The organism is Micromonospora sp. WMMB482 (genome assembly GCF_019038635.1).
In the GTDB taxonomy this organism is placed as follows: domain Bacteria; phylum Actinomycetota; class Actinomycetes; order Mycobacteriales; family Micromonosporaceae; genus Micromonospora; species Micromonospora marina.
In genome coordinates, this window is the sequence record NZ_JAHOPD010000020.1 from 1,831,461 (window position 1) to 1,848,233 (window position 16,773).

Sequence of the window (16,773 nt, forward strand, 5' to 3'; positions counted from 1 at the left end):
GGCGGCCGTGAACGGGTAGCAGTCGCGGCGGCCGCGCTCAGCGGGGCACGGTCAGCGCCAGCGGTCGCCGGTGTCCCGGGGTGGCCGGCCGTGTCCACCGTGCTCCGGGTTGCGCCACTCCGGCTCCGCCGGCCACCGTTCCGGCTCGGGCCGACGCCACTCCGGGTCCGGCTGACGCCACTCCGGCTCGGCCTGGCGCCACTCCGATTCGGGCTGACGCCATTCCGATCCGGGCTGACGCCACTCCGGAGGTGGCTGGCGCCATTCCGCCTGGCCGCTGCGCTGCGTCGGCGGCCGCCACTCGTCCGGCACCGGCACCCCACCGGCAGGCAGCCCCGGGTGGCTCTCCCCGGACCAGCGGGCGTCCGGTCCGCCCGGCCCGTTCGCGTCCGGCCCGCCGCCGCGTACCGAGGCCCACCGGTCCTCGACCCGGTACTCGGTGCCGCCGCCGTCGGCGTGCACGGCGGCCCGCCGTTCCCCGAGCCGGATCTCCCGGCCCGCACCGTCGTCGCGGACCGCGGCCCACCGGTTGCCGGCACGCATCTCGGACCACTGGTCGCCGTCGGTGCCCGCCCGGCCGTCCGCCGGTACGTTCGCTGCGGCTGAGGGCCAGTCGCTCGCCGACCGACCGGCCCGGTCGGCATCGCCGCCGGACCAGTGCCGCTGCTCCTCCACATCCGTCCGCCCCTGGTCGCTCGACCACCCACCCCCGGCGGTACGCCCCGACCAGCCCTGGTCCCCGGCGGAAGGCCCGGACCAGCCGTGCTCCCCGGCGGCGGCCCGGCCGACACCCGCCCACGGATGCTCGGTACCGGGACGCCCGGGGTCGGTCCACGAGTGCCCGTCGGCTGCGGCACCCCGGCCACCCTCGTCGGACCCGGCCCGGCGGCCGGACCGGTCGTCCCGGCCCGGGTCGCGGTGTCCCGTGCGCCAGTGGTCGGCCGCGTCCGCGCCCCGGGACCGGTCCTCGTCCTGCCAGCCGCCGCGGAATCCGCCGTACCGGGTGCCGGTCGGCTCACCACCGCCGACGATCGTGTGCCGGGTGGTGACGTGCACCGTCTCGGTGTGGTGGACCACGCCGACCGGGCGGGTTTCCGGCCGATCGACCCGCTCGGGCACCCGCCCCGCGCCGTACACCCCGCTCGCCGGCCGGTCCGGACGTACGGTGGCCCGCGCCGGCTCGGCGTCGTGCCGGCCGGTCCGCGCCGGTTCCGAGTCGTAGCGGCCGACTCCAGGCGACTCGGCGCCGTAGCGGCCAGCCCGGGACGACTCGGCGTCGTAGCGGCCCGCCCGGGACGGCTCGGCCTCGTAGTGGCCGCCCCGGGACGGGTCGGCGTCGTGGTGGCCGGTCCGGGGCGGATCCGTGTCGTAGTCGGTTCCGTAGCGGCCGCCGGAGTACGCCGGCCGGGCCGGTTCGTCGTCGTCCCGACTGGCCGGGTGCGCCCGGCCGGCGTCAGGCGTGCCGGTGACCGGCACCCGGGCCGCACCGCTGGGGCGCTCCGGCGCCGACGCGGAGGTCGACGCCGAGGCGGACGCGGGCGCGGAGGCCAGTCCGGCCGCGGCCGCGTCGAGCCGGTGCCGTACCGCGCCGGCCACCTCCTCGGCCCGGCGTGCCTGGTCGAGCGCCTGGTTGCCGCGCTGGGCGGCGGCCACGATCTCGGCTCGCAGCTCCCGCCGGAGCTGCACCAACTCCTCGCGCAGTTCCTCGGACGCCGCGCCCCCGGAACCGCTCTCCGGCCGCAGCGCGATGGACAGACCGATGAGCACGACGGCGAGGATCGCCACGACGGCGCCGAACCGGAGCGAGCCGTTGCCGTCGGCGATCAGCAGGATGAGCGCCGCCAGGGGAGCCAGCCCCACACCGACCCAGAACAGGACGGTGAGCAGGGTGGGCGTGCTCTTTTCGGCGGGCGCGACCGAGGCGGGCATGGCTGAGCAGAGTACCGAGAGTTCCACCCGAGGGGAACGGGTCGGCGCCACTCGATGAGCGGCCCGTCGAACCGGGCAGCCGTGCCGCCGGCCGGCACGCGTGGCGCCGGCCGGCGGTGGTGCGTCAGCTCGCGGCCAGCGCCGCGTCGGAGGAGAAGACCAGGCCGACGCTCGCCGAGCCGGTCTTCAGCGCGTTCTTGGTCTGCGGGCCGCCCGCGTCCAGCGAGCTGAACGAGCCGGCCTTGAAGTCGTAGACCTCGACCAGGCCGGCCTGGCACTTGGGCCGCTGCGGGCACTCCGGCGGCCCGGCCAGCACGGTGGCCTGCCCGGAGCACTTCTCCGCCAGCTCGGAGAGCGTGGACACGCCGTACTTGTCGGCGAACGCCTTGGTCACCGCGAACGCGTTCTGGTCCTGCGCCTGGGACGGCTGGCCGAAGACCAGGCCGGCCTTGTCACCCTCGGTCTTCAGCGCCGCGACCGTCTTGTCCAGCTCCGGCGAGGAGACGGGCTGGGCGTCCTTGCCGTTGGCCTTGGTGTTGAGGAACTCCGCCATGGTGGCGGCGTACTCCGGGACGACCTGGATCTGCCCCTTCTCCAGGGCCGGCTCGTAGAGCTCCCGGTTGCCGATGGTCTGCACCTTGACCTCGTAGCCGGCGGCGGTGAGCGCGATCTTGTAGAGCTCGGCGATGGTCTGGCTCTCGCTGAAGTTGCCGGCGCCGACAGTGATCTGGCCGCCCGGGCCCTTCTCGATCCCGTCGGTCACGCCGTTGGCGGACGCGAACTCCTGCGCCGCGACCTGGGGCGTCTTGCGGTCGACGTCGACCGCCCGGTTGAGCTGGATCAGCTTCGGGGTGTCGAGCTTCGCGGAGACCTTGTCCAGCGCGGCGACGAGCTGCGGCGTGGCCGCCTTCGCGTTGATCGCCGGGATGACGTTGTCGGTGTTCTGGAGCTTCTTGTCGTCGGTCAGGACGACGAGCTGGTCACCCGCCACCGGAGCACAGCCCGCACCCGAGGCGCCCTGCTCGGGCGCGTCGGTGCCGGACGAGCCTGCGTCCCCGCAGCCGGTGAGGAGAACAGCAGCGGTGAGTGCGCCGAGCGCCCCCGCGGCCAGTGTCGTACGCGCGCGCATTCAGTGCCCGCCTTCCGTGTCCCGGCGCGGCCCCCTCGGGCCGGCCGCGTGTCCGACGGGCGATCCGGACGGCCACCCGCGACTCCAGCCAATATCCTCCGCACCCGACCGACAAACTCGGAGCGGTTTTCGTCACCCGATCGTCACCGACGGCTCAACCGCCGGTCGTCGCAGCCGTCGCGCGGCGGTTCGCCCGCCTGCGTACGCGGCGCAGCGGGCGCGGCGTCACCAGCCGCTCCACCAGGGCGAGGATCCCCTCGACGAGCAGCGCCAACCCGGCCACCAGGACGCCGCCGGCGATGATCTGGCCGCCGCCGGCGGCGATGTCGAGCCCGAAGCCGGCCCGGATGATCTGGCCCAGCCCACCGCCGTTGACGAACGAGGCGAGCGCGGCGGTGGCCACCACCTGCACCGCCGCGGTGCGGAAGCCGGCCGCGAGGTAGGGCACGGCGAGCGGCAGTTCCACCCGGCGCAGCACCTGCCCGCCGGACAGACCCATCCCCCGGGCCGCGTCCCGGGCCTCCGGGTCGGCCTGCCGCACCCCGGTGTACGCGTTCGCCAGCAGCGGCGGGACCGCGAAGACCGCGAGCGCCACCACCACGGCCGGGCGGCCGAAGCCGAGGAACGTCAGCGGCAGGATGGTCAGCAACGCCAACGTCGGGATCGCCAGTGTGACGTTGGAGACCAGCAGGACCAGCCCGCCGCCCCGGCCGCTGTGCCCGAGCCAGAGCCCGATCGGCCAGGCCACCAGGCAGCCCAGCAGCACCGCCAGCGCGGAGATGCTGAGGTGCTCGCCGAGGCGGTCCAGCACGCCGCCGGGATTGGTCCAGTTCAGCGGGTCGTTCAGCCAGACCACTGCCTGCTCGACGGGGTTCACCGGGCGGACCTCCCGCGCAGCCAGGGGGTGAGCAGGCGTCCGATGCCCGCCAGCACCAGGTCGAGCACCAGCGCCAGCAGCACGCACAGCACCGTGCCGGTCATGATCTGCGCCTTGTAGAAGTTGTTCTGGAAGCCCCCGAAGATGAGCTGGCCGAGCCCGCCCCGGCCGACCACCACCCCGACGGTGACGAGCGCGACAGTCGACACGGTCGCGAGCCGTACGCCGGTGAGGATGCCGGGTAGCGCCAGCGGCAGCTCGATCCGGAAGAGACGGCCCCACCTGCCGTACCCCATGCCCTCGGCGGCCTCGCGCACCTCCGGCGGCACCTGGTTCAGCCCGGCCAGCGCGTTGCGCACGATGACCAGCAACGCGTACAGCGCCACCACGGTGAGCACGGTGATCGCGCCGATGCCCAGGTACGGCGCGAGGAACGCGAACAACGCCAGCGACGGGACGGTGTAGAGCACCCCGGTCACCGCCAGGATGGGCGCCGACAGTGACCGGAACCAGTACGCGAGCACCGCGAGCGGCAGCGCCACCAGCGCGGCGATCACCACGGCTCGGGCGGTGAGCGAGGTGTGCTCCCGCAGCGCGGCGAGGATCGTGTCAGAGTTGTCCCGCACGTACTGCCAGGAGAACCACGGATTACCCGGGTCGGCCCGGTAGCTCAGGTGGAGGGACACACGTGGACGGTACCCCGGGAGGCACCGCCGGAGGCGGCGCGGCGTCGATCACGCTGGAGCGCATCCGCAAGCGCTACCCGGACGGCACCGAGGCGGTCCGCGAGCTGAGCCTGGAGGTCAAGGCGGGCGAGCTGGTGGTGCTCATCGGCCCCTCCGGCTGCGGCAAGTCGACCGTGCTGCGGATGATCAACCGGTTGATCGAGCCGACCGACGGCCGGATCCTGCTCGGCGACGACGACGTCACCCGGGTCGATCCGGTGGAGTTGCGCCGCCGTATCGGCTACGTCATCCAGAATGTCGGCCTGTTCCCGCACCAGACGGTCGCCGCGAACGTGGCGACCGTGCCGGGGCTGCTGGGCTGGCCGAAGCAGCGGACCCGGGACCGGGTCGGCGAGCTGCTGGAACTCGTCGGTCTCGACCCCGCCCAGTTCGGCCGGCGGTACCCGCACGAGCTGTCCGGCGGGCAGCGGCAGCGGGTGGGCGTGGCCCGCGCGCTCGCCGCCGATCCGGTGGTGCTGCTGATGGACGAGCCGTTCTCGGCGGTGGACCCGATCGTCCGGACCCGCCTCCAGGAGGAGTTCCTGCGGTTGCAGGCCGAGGTACGCAAGACGATCGTGCTGGTCACCCACGACCTCGATGAGGCGGTCCGGTTGGGCGACCGGATCGCGGTGCTGTCCGAGGGCGGCCGGCTGGAGCAGTACGACGCACCCGCCGCGCTGCTCGGCTCGCCCGCCTCGGACTTCGTCCGCGAGTTCGTCGGCGCCGACCGGGGCATCCGGCGTCTCGCCGTGACCCCGGTGACCCGCGCGGTGCTCGATCCGCTCCCGGCCGACGGCGGCACCGGCCTGCCCACTGTGGCGCTCGGCGACTCGGCCTACGACGCGCTGGGCGCGCTGCTCACCTCCGGCACCGACCACGCGCTGGTCACCGAGGACGGCAGCCCGGTGGGGCTGATCGCCCGGAACCGGGTGTTGAGCCTCGGCGCGGTGGACAGCGCCTGACCGAACCGACCCATCGGCCCGGACGTTCACCGAACCGTCCGCGATCTGCCGTCGAGCCGCCGGCGCAGGCGGTAGGCTGACTGACGATCTGCCGCTGACGGGAAATGCGCGGCGGGCGGGAGGACGGGAACCCGGTGCAAGGGCGACGTGTGTTGGTCACCGATGCGGCGGACTTCCTCGGCCCGGCGGTCGTGCGGCGTTTTCGGCATGACGGCGCGGAGGTAACCGCGGTGACCAGTCGACTGCGGTCACGGGCGGAGGCCGACCGACTCGCGGCGGAACACGGCCCGTTCGACGTTGTGGTGGCGAACCTGGAGACAGCGATCACGGTCGCACCTACCACCGCCCACACGAACACACAGTGGTCGGCCGCGTTCGACGAACTCGTTCATCCCCTGTTCTGGCTGCTGGCGGCATGCCTACCGGGCATGATCCAGGCCGGCGGCGGCTCGGTAGTGGTCCCGACCTCCGCCACCGCCCTGCGGACGTCCTCGCATCCCATCGTCGCGTACGAGGCGGCCCGGGCGGCCCAGGTGGCGATCGTGCGCAGCGTCGGTTGGGAGGTGGCCGGTCAAGGTGTGCGGGTCAACGGCATCGCCCCGAACTTCATCGAGAACCCGTCCTACTTTCCTCCGGAGACCGCCGCCGACCCAGAGTTCCAGCAGGAGTTGCGGCGGGTGGTGCCGGCGCGGCGCCTCGGCGGCGCGGACGAGGCCGCGGACGTCATCGCCTGGCTCGCCTCAGCGTCCGCGTCCTACGTCGTCGGCGCGGTGATCCCGGTGGACGGCGGCTGGACCCTCGGGTAGTGCCTCCCCGACCGGCACTGCCAGCCCCGACCGACCCGAGACGGTGGTGCCGGCTCGGCGTCGAGGGCCCCGCGGATCAGCTCGCCGGCCCGGCCAGTGTCGCTTCCGGGAGGTCTTCCGCCCAGCGACGCAGCTCGTCGAGGAAGCCCAGGGCGGTCCGCCCCAAGGGAGTGATCAGGTAATGCACCGAAACCGGTGAGGTGTCCTGCACCTCGCGTGTCACCAGCCCCTGCCGCTCCAACTGTCGCAGCCGGTCGGTAACCATCTTCTTGCTGGCACCGCCGATCATCCGGGACAGGTCGTTGAATCGCACGGGCCCGTCCTTCAGGTGCCACAGGATGGAGCCCGTCCACTTGCCGCCCAGGATGCGCATCCCCCGTTCGACGGCGCAGGGAATTGCGCACGCGTTCTGCACGGTCGCCCGGCCTTGATCGTCCCGCGTGACCCTCGCCTCCACAGCCGACCCACCTCCTAAGGTTACTAAAAGTATACTGGTTGTCATTGGTTCCCGCCCGAGCGACCCTTGAGTCCGGCCGGTCGAAAAGCTGGCTCCTGTCGTGGGAAAGGACCAAGAACAATGCCGAACGCCCTGATCGTCAACGGGCACCACCCGTACGACTTCGCGCCGGGAACATTGAATGCGGCTCTCGTCGAACAGGCCAGGGGCCAACTCGGGGACCATGGGTACGAGGTGCGGGTGACCGAGGTCGCACAGGGCTACGACATCGAGTCCGAAGTTGCCAACCATCAGCGGGCTGACATGATCATCATGCAGTTCCCGGTCAACTGGATGAGCGTGCCGTGGTCGTTCAAGAAGTACATGGACGAGGTGTACACCGCGGGGATGGACGGCCGGCTCTGCGCCGGCGATGGCCGCAGCGCTGAGCGACCGAAGGTCGGTTACGGCAGTGGCGGTTCGCTGAGTGGGTCCCACTACCTGCTGTCCGTGACCTTCAACGCTCCCCGGGAGGCCTTCGACGACCCGGCAGAACCGTTCTTCCGGGGCGATTCGGTTGACGACCTGCTGCGCCCGGTACACCTGAATGCCCGCTTCTTCGGTCTCTCGCCGCTACCGACGTTCGCCGCCTTCGACGTGATGAAGAACCCCGAGGCCGAGGCCGACCTCAAACGCTTCGGCGAGCACCTGCAGGCCGTTCTTCGCTTGTCGTGAGCGGGTTCCCCAGCCCGACCAGGAAACCTAGTTCCCCGGCGCTCGCTCAGGCCCGGCCGCCGAGGCTCGCCAGACCGACGATCCAGCCGGCGAAGAAGCCGTACGTGACGCCGGTGCTTGCGGCCTGGAACGCGGCGAACAGCGAGCCCTGCGGGCCGAGGAGCGTGGCGAGCAGGGCACTGAGCCCGCCGGCGAGCGCGTACGCGCCCCAGCCGGAGAGGAACTGGCTGCCCGAGGACGTCACCCGGTCGACCTGCGGGCCGGGTAGCAGGTACAGCAGTGCCGCGGCCAGCACGAGCAGCAGGATCGCCCGCAGGTTGGTCGCGAACACGCCCTCGTCGGCCTGCCACCGCCAGGACGGCCAGGCGAGCAGCCGCAGGAACCAGCCACCGGCGCCGGTCGGGTCGGTGCCGCGCTGCGCCCAGTCCACGTACATCGGACTGCCGCCGACGGCGACGAGCAGAAACGCGGCGAGCGTGCCGGTGCCGGCGGCCGTGCCGTACCGGGAGACGGTGCGGGGGCGGTTGCTCAGAGCCATGCGGCGGTCAGTTCCCGGCCGGTCCCGCCGGGCAAACCTGCGCAACCGGCCGGCCGCCGCCGGCCGGCGGGCCGTCATCGACCTCAGTGCTTCATCAGGTAGTCGATGAAGGCGGCACGCAGCAGCGGCGCGGACTCGTCGTAGCCGTGCCCGGTCAGTTCACGCCAGAGCGCGTTCGCCTCGTCGATGGTCGGGCCGATCGAGTTCGGCGCGCCGTCCAGCGCGGCGGCCTCGTCGGCGTTGGGCAGGTGCCGCAGGACCGACCAGAAGAACTTCACGTCGCGGCGCTCGCGCGCCAGGTCGAACGCCTGCTCACGCAACTCCTCGGTGGAGAGCTTGTCGAGCTCGTCGAAGGTGCGGCCGCCGGGGGCAGGAGTCTCGCTCATGCCGCGAGCCTAACCGGCGAGATCAGCTTCGGCGCGCCGGACGCACGGCCGCCACCGTGGTCAGCGCTCGTCGGCGTCCCAGCGCCGGGGCTCGCTGTCCCAGCGCGGGGCCTCCCACGCCTGGACCGGGGTGTCGTCCTGGCGTACCGGCAGGACCGACGGCCAGGTATCGGCCGGCTCGGGCGGCGGCGTCATCGTCCAGCCGCCGCTCAACGCGCCGTCCCGGGCCGGGCGGATCGGGGCGGGTCCGGCCGCCGGCGCCGGACGGGGCCGGCCGAACGTCTCGACCAGCCGGGTGACGAGCAGCCCGGCGCCGAGCACGGCGCCGCCGAGCGCCCACCGGCTGACCGTCCAGCCGTACGGCACGGTCCAGGCCAGGAACACCACCACCAGGCAGACCGCGAACAGCGTGCCGAAGATGCCGCCGCGCCGCCCGTACGCGCTGGTGCCGGCGAGCATGACCGTGCCGACCGCCAGCACGGTCCAGTCCAGACCCGTGCCGGGCGCGACCGCACCGTCCCCGTTCGCCGCGATCAGCACGCCGCCGAGCATCGCCAGCACCGTGGACCCGGCGAGCGCCAGCGCGGTCACCGTGGCGGCCACCGCGCCGCGCCGCCGGGCCGGGTCGGCGACCGGGCGGAACCGGCCGATCAGCCGGCGTACCGGTTTCATCGCGGCGAACAGGCCACCGAGGACGGCGACCGCGGCGAAGCCGACGAAGAAGTACAGCGCGCTGCGGCTGGGGTCGTAGTCACCCTGCACCGTCACCGGACCGGTCCGCCGTTCCAGGTAGACGATCACGCCGGCCGCCCCGGCCAGGCTCGCCGCCCATCCGGGTACGTGCAGCACCACCACGGCCAGGGCGAGCGCCAGCCCGGCCACCGCCGCCACCGCCAGCGCCGGCAGCAGCGCCTCCCGCATCCCCCGGTCGCCCTGCTCGGCGAAGTGCAGCGCGGCGGCCAGCGCGACCGGGCCGATCGCCAGGTTCACCGCGCCGGCCCGCAGGCTCAGGCCGGCGGCGAGCGTGAGCAGGCCCAGCGCGGCCACGTCGACGAGCAGGGTCTTCAGCGCGCCGCCGCGCAGCGCGTCCGCGTCCTCCCGCCACAGCAGCCAGGCCATCGTCACCAGCCCGGCGAGCAGCACGAACTCCCAGAGCACGTGCACCGCGATCCGGTCCCGGCCGGGTTCGCCGTGCGCCGGGTCGTCGAAGACGTTCTCCAGTACGGCAGCGGGCACCCCGGACGACGTCTCCGGCGGCGCTGTCCGGCCCGCATCGTCGTACGCCATTGGCTCGCGCCTCCCCAGGTGGCCGCGTCCGGCCCACGGGCGGGCGGACCGGTGGCGGCCGTCGCTCTCCGGTCGCCAGGGACGGTACCGCCGGGCCGGGGTGGGGGGAACCCTCAGAGACGCCCGCGGGGCGTCTCCCGGTCGCCCGGCTCGCGGTCCTCGTCGTCCTCCTGCTCGGGGACGCGGCAGGAGCGTTCCAGCCAGAGTGCGGCCGCGACCAGCGCCAGCGCGGCGATCAGGCCGCCGAGCGCGGCGGGCCGGTCACCCACAGCCGCGTTCGTACGCTCCACGAAGAGCCAGCCGGTCAGCCCGGCGTAGAAGCCGGCGAAGATGGCTCCGGCCAGCGCGGACGCCTTGGCCAGCACCACGAACCGGGCCACCAGCAGCGGGTTCACCGGCTCCCGGCCGGGTCGCCGTTCGATCCGGCCCCGGGTGTTCACCGCCGCGTAGCCCTCCAGCACGGCCAGTCCGGCCAGCGTGATCACCGGCAGCCAGGGCACGTCGGGCGCGAAGTCGTAGTAGAAGCCGCTGATCAGCAGCCAGGCCGCCGCGGCGGCGGCCAGACCGGCCACCACCAGCGTGGAGGCCCGGGTCGGCCCCATCCGGAAGCGGTCGGGCCCCTGCGGGGAGCGGTCGGTGCTCACCGCACCTCCTCCACTCGCCACTGCCGGGCCACGATCCACCGGGTCATGTGTCCGACTCTAGCGTCAGATCGGGCCGCGGGCTCAGTTCCAGGGCGTCCCCGGCGAGCGGCTCGGCGTTGAGCAGGTCGGTCAGCCAGCCGTGCCCGGGCAGCCGGCCGTGCGGCTCGATGTCGATCCACGGGCGCAGCACGAAGGCGCGCAGGTGGGCCCGGGGATGCGGCACCGTCAGCTCGGGATCGTCGCGCAGCACCGGCTCTCCGGCGTCGTCCCAGACCGCGATCACGTCCACGTCCAGCGTGCGCGGCCCGTACCGCCGCTGCGGGTCGCGGGCACGCCCGGCCGCCGCCTCCGCGGCCCGGGCCCGGGCCAGCCAGTCCTCCGGCGCCGCCGCCGGGTCCGCGACCATCACCGCCGCGTTCAGGTACGCGGGCTGGTCGGCGTCCCCCCACGGTGGAGTCTCGTAGACACCCGAGACCACCAGCACCCGGTCGCCGAGCGCGGCCACCGCGCCGCGCAGGTGGCCGAGGCGGTCGCCGAGGTTGCTGCCGATCGACAGCACGGCCCGGGTCATCGGGTACGCCGCATCGTGACCGCGACGTCCCGGAAGGCGTGCGGGATCGGGGCCTCCGGCTTGTGCACTGTCACCGTCGCGGCGGCCACCAGCGGCTCGGCCAGGCAGACCGCGAGCAGCCGGTCGGCGAGTGCCTCGATCAGGTTCACCGGCTCGCCGGTGATCACCGCGACCAGGCGTTCGGCGAGTTCGCCGTAGTGCACGGTGTCGGTCACCTCGTCCGAGCGCGCGGCCGGTCCCAGGTCCAGTTCGAGCACCGCGTCGACCACGAACTCCTGCCCCTGGGCGCGCTCGAAGTCGTAGACGCCGTGGCGGCCGTGCGCGCGCAGGCCGGTCAGCTCGATCCGGTCGGTCATCGGTCGCCTCCGCTCGTGCCGGTGGCCGCTTCCGCCGGCCGCTTGCCGCCGGTCGGTGTTTCCGTCCGCGGCGCGGTCGCGGGCCGTGCGCCGTGCGCGGTGGCGAGCCGGGGGCTGCCGGTGGCGCGCCAGACGGCGAGCGCGTCGGCGGTGCCGCGGACGTCGTGCACGCGTACCCCCCAGGCGCCGGCCGCGACGGCGAGCACGCTCGTCGCGACGGTCGCGGCCTCCCGCCCGGCGGTGGGCCGGGGTTCGCCGGCCGGATCGGCGAGCAGCCGGCCCAGATAGGACTTGCGGCTGGCGCCGAACAGCACCGGGAAGCCCAGGGCGACCAGCTCGGGCAGGCGGGCGCTCAGCGCCCAGTTGTGCGCGGCGGTCTTCGCGAAACCCAGGCCCGGGTCGACGATGATCCGGTCGGCGGCCACCCCGGCGGCCAGCGCGGCGTCGACGCGCCGGCTCAGCTCGTCCCGGACCTCGGCCACCACGTCGGTGTACGTGGCCAGCTCACGCATCCCCCGCGAGTGTCCCCGCCAGTGCATGAGCACCCAGGGGCAGCCGGCGTCGCGGACCACCCGGGCCATGTCCGGGTCGGCGAGGCCGCCGGAGACGTCGTTGACCACGTACGCGCCGGCGGCGAGGACCGCCTCGGCGACCCGGGCGCGGCTGGTGTCGATGCTGACCCGGATGCCGGCGGCGCTCAGCTCGCGGACCACCGGCAGCACCCGGGCGGTCTCCGTCTCCGCGTCGACCCGGTCGGCGCCGGGCCGGGTGGACTCGCCGCCCACGTCGATCAGGTCGGCGCCGTCGGAGCGCAGTCGCACCCCGTGTGCGACGGCCGCGTCCAGATCGGCGTATCTGCCGCCGTCGGAGAAGGAGTCGGGCGTGACGTTGAGGACGCCCATCACCACCGGGGTCTCCGCCCGTACCAGATCGGTCACGGACCCGACAGTACCGTTCCCCGGCAGGGCTTCCGGCTACCGGGCGAGCGGACGATGCGGCACCCCTGACGTGCGCATTGGAACAGGTGTACGATCGGTCATCCGGGTCGTCGGGGGTCGACTCTTCACGGCTTGTCGCAAAGGTGGCCGGGCCGTACGCTTTGGAATTGCCCAGCATCGAGATGGCGAAGCCTGGAGGGAGGGCCGAAGCGGGAAGAATCCCCCCAAAACTCACCACTCTGCGTGGTGGGTGACGGACGCAGCGTTGACGGCGCTGTCTCTGACGAGCACGATCCCGCCAGGCTTGCCTACTTGCACCAACGCGGCGCCGCCGGCCGCGACCTTGGGGAGGTTTCCAGTGATCGCCATCGAGCTCATGGCAACGGCGTCCAGTGCCGTGGACCACGCGCTCCAGACCCTGGCGTCGACTCCACTCGCCGAGCCGGCCCCGAAGGGCATCGACACCGACAACGTCGTCACCTTCTTCGCCAGCAAGATCGCGCCGATCCTGCTCGCGGTCCTCGGGGTGATCTTCATCGGCCGGGCCAGCCGGGGTGAGATCTCCAAGGTGCTGACCAGCTCGGCCATCGCCATCATCGGCCTGGCCTTCATCGCCGGAGCGGCAACACTCTTCTTCGTCGGCGACTACCTGATCAACCTGATCTTCGAGTAGGGCGCTGGGCGACGATGCGGCTGCGCACCGACGACGACATCTACCGGGCACGCCTCGTCTACCTGGGGCCGCCCGGGTACACCCTTCCCGTTCACCTGCCGTACGCCCAGTACGGCCTGTTCATGCTGCTCGTACCCCTCTACATGTTCATCCACTGGTTGTTCACGCTCCAGGTCGAACTGTTCCCCGCCTGGGAGATCTCGCTGGCGATCGTGACGACCTCGTTCATCTTCCGGTACGTCGACCCGGACCGGCCCGCGCGCATGGTCATCCGGACCGCGCTGACCGACTGGCGACGCACCCGGGAACCGGCCACCGAGCAGCGGGATCCGCGGCTCGTCGCGAGCCGGATCAGGATCCGGGAGGAACTGGCATGACCGGGCGTACGACAACCGTGCAGACGAACGACGCGGGTGAGGCGGTCGCATGAGTCGCTCTTCCACGCCGGGTTCCCCGGCCGGGCGCCCGGCCGGGCCCACCGGTAACCGTGCGCGATCGTTCGACTACCCACCGGACGAGGATCTGGACGAGGTCGTCCTGGACAGCGCGCTCGTCACGAGCCCCGGGCACGGCCGCGTCGGCGTCTTCCAGCCGCCGCGACCGCTCAGCCCGCGTGAGCCCGTACGCCCCGACGGCGACATCGACTCGCCCTTCCTCGACCTGTTCGGCGGCGCACAGCCCCGGCGGCGTCCCGCCGCGTCCCCGCCGCCCGCACCGGTCGAGCCGGTGGTGGCGCCGCCCCGCCGCGGTGTCGGCCGCGAGCCCCTCCCGATCCCGCACCAGCCCGCCGTGCCGGTCGAGCCCGCGCCCCGGGCCGAACCGGAACCACCGGCCCGCGAGCAGACCCCTGGGGTACGCGCGGTCGGGCGCCCTCGGCCCGAGCCCGTGCCGCTGCCGGTCGAGCCGCCCCTGCCCGACCCGCCCGCCGCGCTCGCCCCGCCGCCGTCGCGGAGCCGGGTGCCGCAGCAGGCCGGTGACCGGCTGCCCGCGCTCCGGCCCCCGGCCGAGCCCGAGCCGGCGCTCCCGCCGCCCCCGCCGATCCCCGCGCCCGCCGACCACCGGGAGCCGGATCTCGCTCCGGCGGACCCGCTCGCGGCCGGCGCAGTCCCGTCCCGGGAGGTCGGCCGCCCGGCGCACCGCGAGGTGGCGCCGCCCCGGCAGCGCACGCCGGAACGCCGGAACCGGCCGACCAAGCCGGTCCGGGTCCGCGCCCCGAAGATCAAGTTCGGCGACCGCGATCCGTCGGTCGAGCTGGCCGTCACCGAGATCGCCGGCCACCTCACCTTCACCCCGAACACGGTCACCGCCTGGTACTGGCTGCCCGAGGTGCGGTGGGCGTTCCGGCCGGACGCCGAACGCGAGGCCCTGCTCTCGGCGATCTCCGAGCAGTACGCCGGACTCGCCGGGTTCCGGCTGCACCTGCGCCGCACCACCCGGCCCTTCCCGGCCGACGAGTGGGCCCGCACCATCGACGCGCACACCGCCACCCCGCTGCCCGACGTACCCGGCACCACCGGCTGGGCCGACCACCTGGTCGCCGCCCAGCGGCACCTGATGGCGGTCAACCATGCCGAGGGCCAGACCTACCTCGGTGTCACGTTCGCCCGCCGGTCACTCGGCGACTCGCTCACCGAACGCCTGCTGCGCACGTTCGGCCGAGGCACCGCCGACGGCGAGCGGCGCCGGCTGAGCCGTACCGTCGAGCAGTTCGACGAGGTCCTCGGCGCGTTCGGCATGCGCGGGCGGCGGGTCACCGCCCCCGAACTGGAGTGGCTGCTCTACCGCTCGGTGGCGCTGTGCATGGCGCCGCCCGGCGTCCTGTCCCCGATCACCAACGGCCGGTGGGAACGCGGCGACCTGCTGGCCCTCACCGAGCAGGTCGAGCGCTACCGCACCCCGTACGGCTCGACGGTGAAGCTCGTCAACCGGATGACCGGCGAGGAACGCCACGTCGCCGTGCTCGCGGTCGGCCGGATGGAACCGCTGGAGATCCCCGAGCGGCACGAGCCCTGGCTGCACTTCCACGAGCGGCTGCCGTGGCCGATGGAGCTGTCCACCCGGGTCGACATCCTCGGCCCCAACGACTCCTTCCGGAACCTCGAACACCGGCTCCGGATGATCCGCTCCCAGCAGCTCGACTACGCCGAGCACGGCATCGACGCGCCGCCGGAGCTGGAACGACTGGCCAAGCGCGCGCTGGTGATCGGCGACGAGATGACCACCGGCCTGCCCGTCGACTCGGCCCGGGCACACGGCTGGCACCGGATCGCAGTCGGCGGCCGCACCCGGGAGGAGTGCCTGGAACGGGCCCGGCGGCTCATCCAGCTCTACTCCCGCGAGCTGCGCATCTCGCTCCAGCACCCGAAGAACCAGGACTGGCTGGCCCGCGAGTTCATCCCCGGCGAGCCGATCGCCAACACCGGCTACGTCCGGCGGATGCCCGTCAACCTGCTCGCCGCCGCGCTGCCGCAGGCCGCCTCCACAGTCGGCGACCGGCGCGGCGACCTGATCGGGCGCACCGCCGGCACCTGCCGCCGCCCGGTCTTCCTCGACCTGCACTTCCCGATGGAGGTACGCGAGCGCTCCGGCCTCGCCGTCTTCGTCGCCGAACCGGGCGGTGGCAAGTCGACGCTGCTCGGCGCCCTCGGCTACCTGGCCGCGCGCCGCGGCGTGCAGGTGACGTTGCTCGACCCGTCCGGCCCGCTGGCCCGGCTCTGCGCCATGCCGGAACTGGCCCCGTACTCCCGGGTGCTCAACCTGACCGGCTCGGAACAGGGCACGCTCGCGCCGTACGCGCTGATCCCGACGCCGCTGCGCAGCGAGTTCGGCGCCGGGGCGACGGGCGACCGCGAGTTCGAGATCGCCGTGTCGAACGCCCGCGCCGAGCGCCGGATGCTGGTGCAGGACATCTGCATGATGCTGGTGCCGCCACAGGTCGCCCGGGAGGCGTCCACCGCCACGCTGTTCCGGCACGCCGTACGCCAGGTGCCGGCCGAGGAGACCTCCACGCTCGACGACGTGGTGACATGCCTCCAGGGGCTCGACGACGACGCCGGACGCGAACTGGCCCACCTGCTGCTCGACACCGCCGAGATGCCGCTGGCCATGCTCTTCTTCGGCCGGCCGCCGGAGGGGCTGCTCGGCGCCGACGCCGCGCTCACCGTCATCACCATGGCCGGTCTGCGGCTGCCCGACCTGAAGATCGAGCGGGAGTACTGGTCGGCCGAGGAGGCGCTCGCGCTGCCGATGCTGCACACCGCGCATCGGCTCGCGGTGCGCCGCTGCTACGGCGGGTCGATGTCCTCGCGGAAACTGGTCGGCCTCGACGAGGCGCACTTCATGGAGGGCTGGCGGTCCGGGCGGTCGTTCCTGGTCCGGCTCGCCCGCGACTCCCGTAAGTGGAACCTCGCGGCGCTCGTCGCCTCGCAGAACCCGAAGGACATCCTCGGCCTCGACGTGCAGAACCTCGTCTCCACCGTCTTCGTCGGCCGGATCGCCGAGGACAGCGAGATCGCCTCCGAGGCGCTGCGCCTGCTGCGGGTGCCTGTCGACGACGGTTACGAAGCGACACTCGCCTCGCTCTCCCAGGCGGACAGCGGATCGGCCAACCGGCTCGGCTTCCGCGAGTTCGTCATGCGCGACGTCGACGGGCGCGTGCAGAAGGTCCGGGTCGACGTGTCGTACGTCGACGGGCTGCTGGAGCACCTGGACACCACCCCCGCCGCGGTCGCCCAGGCCGCCGGGATACTGCCGACCGTCCTGGCTGATCTGGAGGCGTGAC

General features: G+C 73.5%; 18 protein-coding genes. 6 read left to right on the forward strand and 12 right to left on the reverse strand.

From position 1 onward, the window contains the following. Nucleotides 1-51 precede the first annotated feature (51 nt). The 4 genes from KSK32_RS09520 to KSK32_RS09535 all read right to left on the reverse strand — a co-directional run bounded on the left by KSK32_RS09520 (nucleotide 52) and on the right by KSK32_RS09535 (nucleotide 4,621). On the reverse strand, nucleotides 52-1,929 hold the full coding sequence (locus KSK32_RS09520) for a hypothetical protein (RefSeq protein ID WP_216930515.1): 1,878 nt from the start codon (nucleotides 1,927-1,929) through the stop codon (nucleotides 52-54). A 124-nt stretch (nucleotides 1,930-2,053) separates the two neighbouring features. Beyond that, the gene (locus tag KSK32_RS09525; protein ID WP_216930517.1) at nucleotides 2,054-3,058 is read right to left on the reverse strand and encodes a glycine betaine ABC transporter substrate-binding protein; all 1,005 of its coding nucleotides are present in this window, start codon (nucleotides 3,056-3,058) and stop codon (nucleotides 2,054-2,056) included. A gap of 154 nt (nucleotides 3,059-3,212) precedes the next feature. Further along, nucleotides 3,213-3,935, reverse strand: a complete 723-nt coding sequence (locus KSK32_RS09530; RefSeq protein ID WP_216930519.1) for an ABC transporter permease — start codon at nucleotides 3,933-3,935, stop codon at nucleotides 3,213-3,215. Then, entirely contained in the window at nucleotides 3,932-4,621 is a 690-nt protein-coding gene (locus tag KSK32_RS09535) for an ABC transporter permease (protein ID WP_216930520.1), read from the reverse strand. Before KSK32_RS09535 ends, KSK32_RS09530 begins: the two co-directional genes overlap by 4 nt. Nucleotides 4,622-4,623: 2 nt before the next feature. Here KSK32_RS09535 and KSK32_RS09540 point away from each other — a divergent pair, with 2 nt between their 5' ends. Together KSK32_RS09540 and KSK32_RS09545 are read left to right on the forward strand one after the other, a co-directional pair. Continuing rightward, complete coding sequence (locus tag KSK32_RS09540) at nucleotides 4,624-5,622, forward strand: ABC transporter ATP-binding protein (protein WP_216930522.1); 999 nt, start codon at nucleotides 4,624-4,626, stop codon at nucleotides 5,620-5,622. A 104-nt stretch (nucleotides 5,623-5,726) separates the two neighbouring features. Further along, nucleotides 5,727-6,428: an SDR family NAD(P)-dependent oxidoreductase gene (locus KSK32_RS09545; RefSeq protein ID WP_254186991.1), complete on the forward strand. Its 702-nt coding sequence runs from the start codon at nucleotides 5,727-5,729 to the stop codon at nucleotides 6,426-6,428. Nucleotides 6,429-6,504: 76 nt separating this feature from the next. Here KSK32_RS09545 and KSK32_RS09550 read toward each other — a convergent pair whose 3' ends face one another. After that, nucleotides 6,505-6,885, reverse strand: a complete 381-nt coding sequence (locus KSK32_RS09550) for a helix-turn-helix domain-containing protein (protein ID WP_216930526.1) — start codon at nucleotides 6,883-6,885, stop codon at nucleotides 6,505-6,507. A gap of 120 nt (nucleotides 6,886-7,005) precedes the next feature. On the opposite strand from KSK32_RS09550, the gene KSK32_RS09555 reads away from it, so the two are divergent. Beyond that, nucleotides 7,006-7,599 (forward strand): NAD(P)H-dependent oxidoreductase, encoded by a 594-nt coding sequence (locus tag KSK32_RS09555; protein ID WP_216930528.1) that lies wholly within the window; start codon nucleotides 7,006-7,008, stop codon nucleotides 7,597-7,599. A gap of 46 nt (nucleotides 7,600-7,645) precedes the next feature. Here KSK32_RS09555 and KSK32_RS09560 read toward each other — a convergent pair whose 3' ends face one another. The 7 genes from KSK32_RS09560 to folP form a co-directional block, all read right to left on the reverse strand. Then, nucleotides 7,646-8,137: a hypothetical protein gene (locus KSK32_RS09560; protein WP_216930530.1), complete on the reverse strand. Its 492-nt coding sequence runs from the start codon at nucleotides 8,135-8,137 to the stop codon at nucleotides 7,646-7,648. Nucleotides 8,138-8,220: 83 nt separating this feature from the next. Further along, nucleotides 8,221-8,523 carry a hypothetical protein gene (locus KSK32_RS09565; RefSeq protein WP_018786620.1) on the reverse strand — a complete coding sequence of 101 codons (303 nt, stop codon included), beginning with the start codon at nucleotides 8,521-8,523 and terminating at the stop codon, nucleotides 8,221-8,223. Between the two features lie 60 nt (nucleotides 8,524-8,583). After that, entirely contained in the window at nucleotides 8,584-9,810 is a 1,227-nt protein-coding gene (locus tag KSK32_RS09570) for an ABC transporter permease (protein ID WP_216930532.1), read from the reverse strand. Between the two features lie 113 nt (nucleotides 9,811-9,923). Next, nucleotides 9,924-10,412, reverse strand: a complete 489-nt coding sequence (locus KSK32_RS09575; protein ID WP_216935944.1) for a DUF3180 domain-containing protein — start codon at nucleotides 10,410-10,412, stop codon at nucleotides 9,924-9,926. Between the two features lie 85 nt (nucleotides 10,413-10,497). Beyond that, entirely contained in the window at nucleotides 10,498-11,025 is a 528-nt protein-coding gene (gene folK / locus KSK32_RS09580; protein ID WP_216930534.1) for a 2-amino-4-hydroxy-6-hydroxymethyldihydropteridine diphosphokinase, read from the reverse strand. Next, entirely contained in the window at nucleotides 11,022-11,381 is a 360-nt protein-coding gene (gene folB, locus KSK32_RS09585) for a dihydroneopterin aldolase (protein ID WP_216930536.1), read from the reverse strand. Before folB ends, folK begins: the two co-directional genes overlap by 4 nt. Then, nucleotides 11,378-12,319, reverse strand: a complete 942-nt coding sequence (folP, locus tag KSK32_RS09590; protein WP_289256526.1) for a dihydropteroate synthase — start codon at nucleotides 12,317-12,319, stop codon at nucleotides 11,378-11,380. Before folP ends, folB begins: the two co-directional genes overlap by 4 nt. A gap of 358 nt (nucleotides 12,320-12,677) precedes the next feature. Between folP and KSK32_RS09595 the strand changes: the two genes are divergently transcribed. From KSK32_RS09595 to KSK32_RS09605, 3 genes are read left to right on the forward strand one after another with little or no spacing between them, the layout of a single operon-like run. Next, on the forward strand, nucleotides 12,678-12,992 hold the full coding sequence (locus KSK32_RS09595; protein WP_216930538.1) for a hypothetical protein: 315 nt from the start codon (nucleotides 12,678-12,680) through the stop codon (nucleotides 12,990-12,992). A gap of 14 nt (nucleotides 12,993-13,006) precedes the next feature. Then, nucleotides 13,007-13,369, forward strand: a complete 363-nt coding sequence (locus tag KSK32_RS09600; RefSeq protein WP_013288977.1) for a hypothetical protein — start codon at nucleotides 13,007-13,009, stop codon at nucleotides 13,367-13,369. A 49-nt stretch (nucleotides 13,370-13,418) separates the two neighbouring features. Continuing rightward, nucleotides 13,419-16,772, forward strand: coding sequence for an ATP-binding protein (locus KSK32_RS09605; RefSeq protein WP_216930541.1), 3,354 nt, complete (start codon nucleotides 13,419-13,421; stop codon nucleotides 16,770-16,772). Nucleotide 16,773 lies beyond the last annotated feature (1 nt).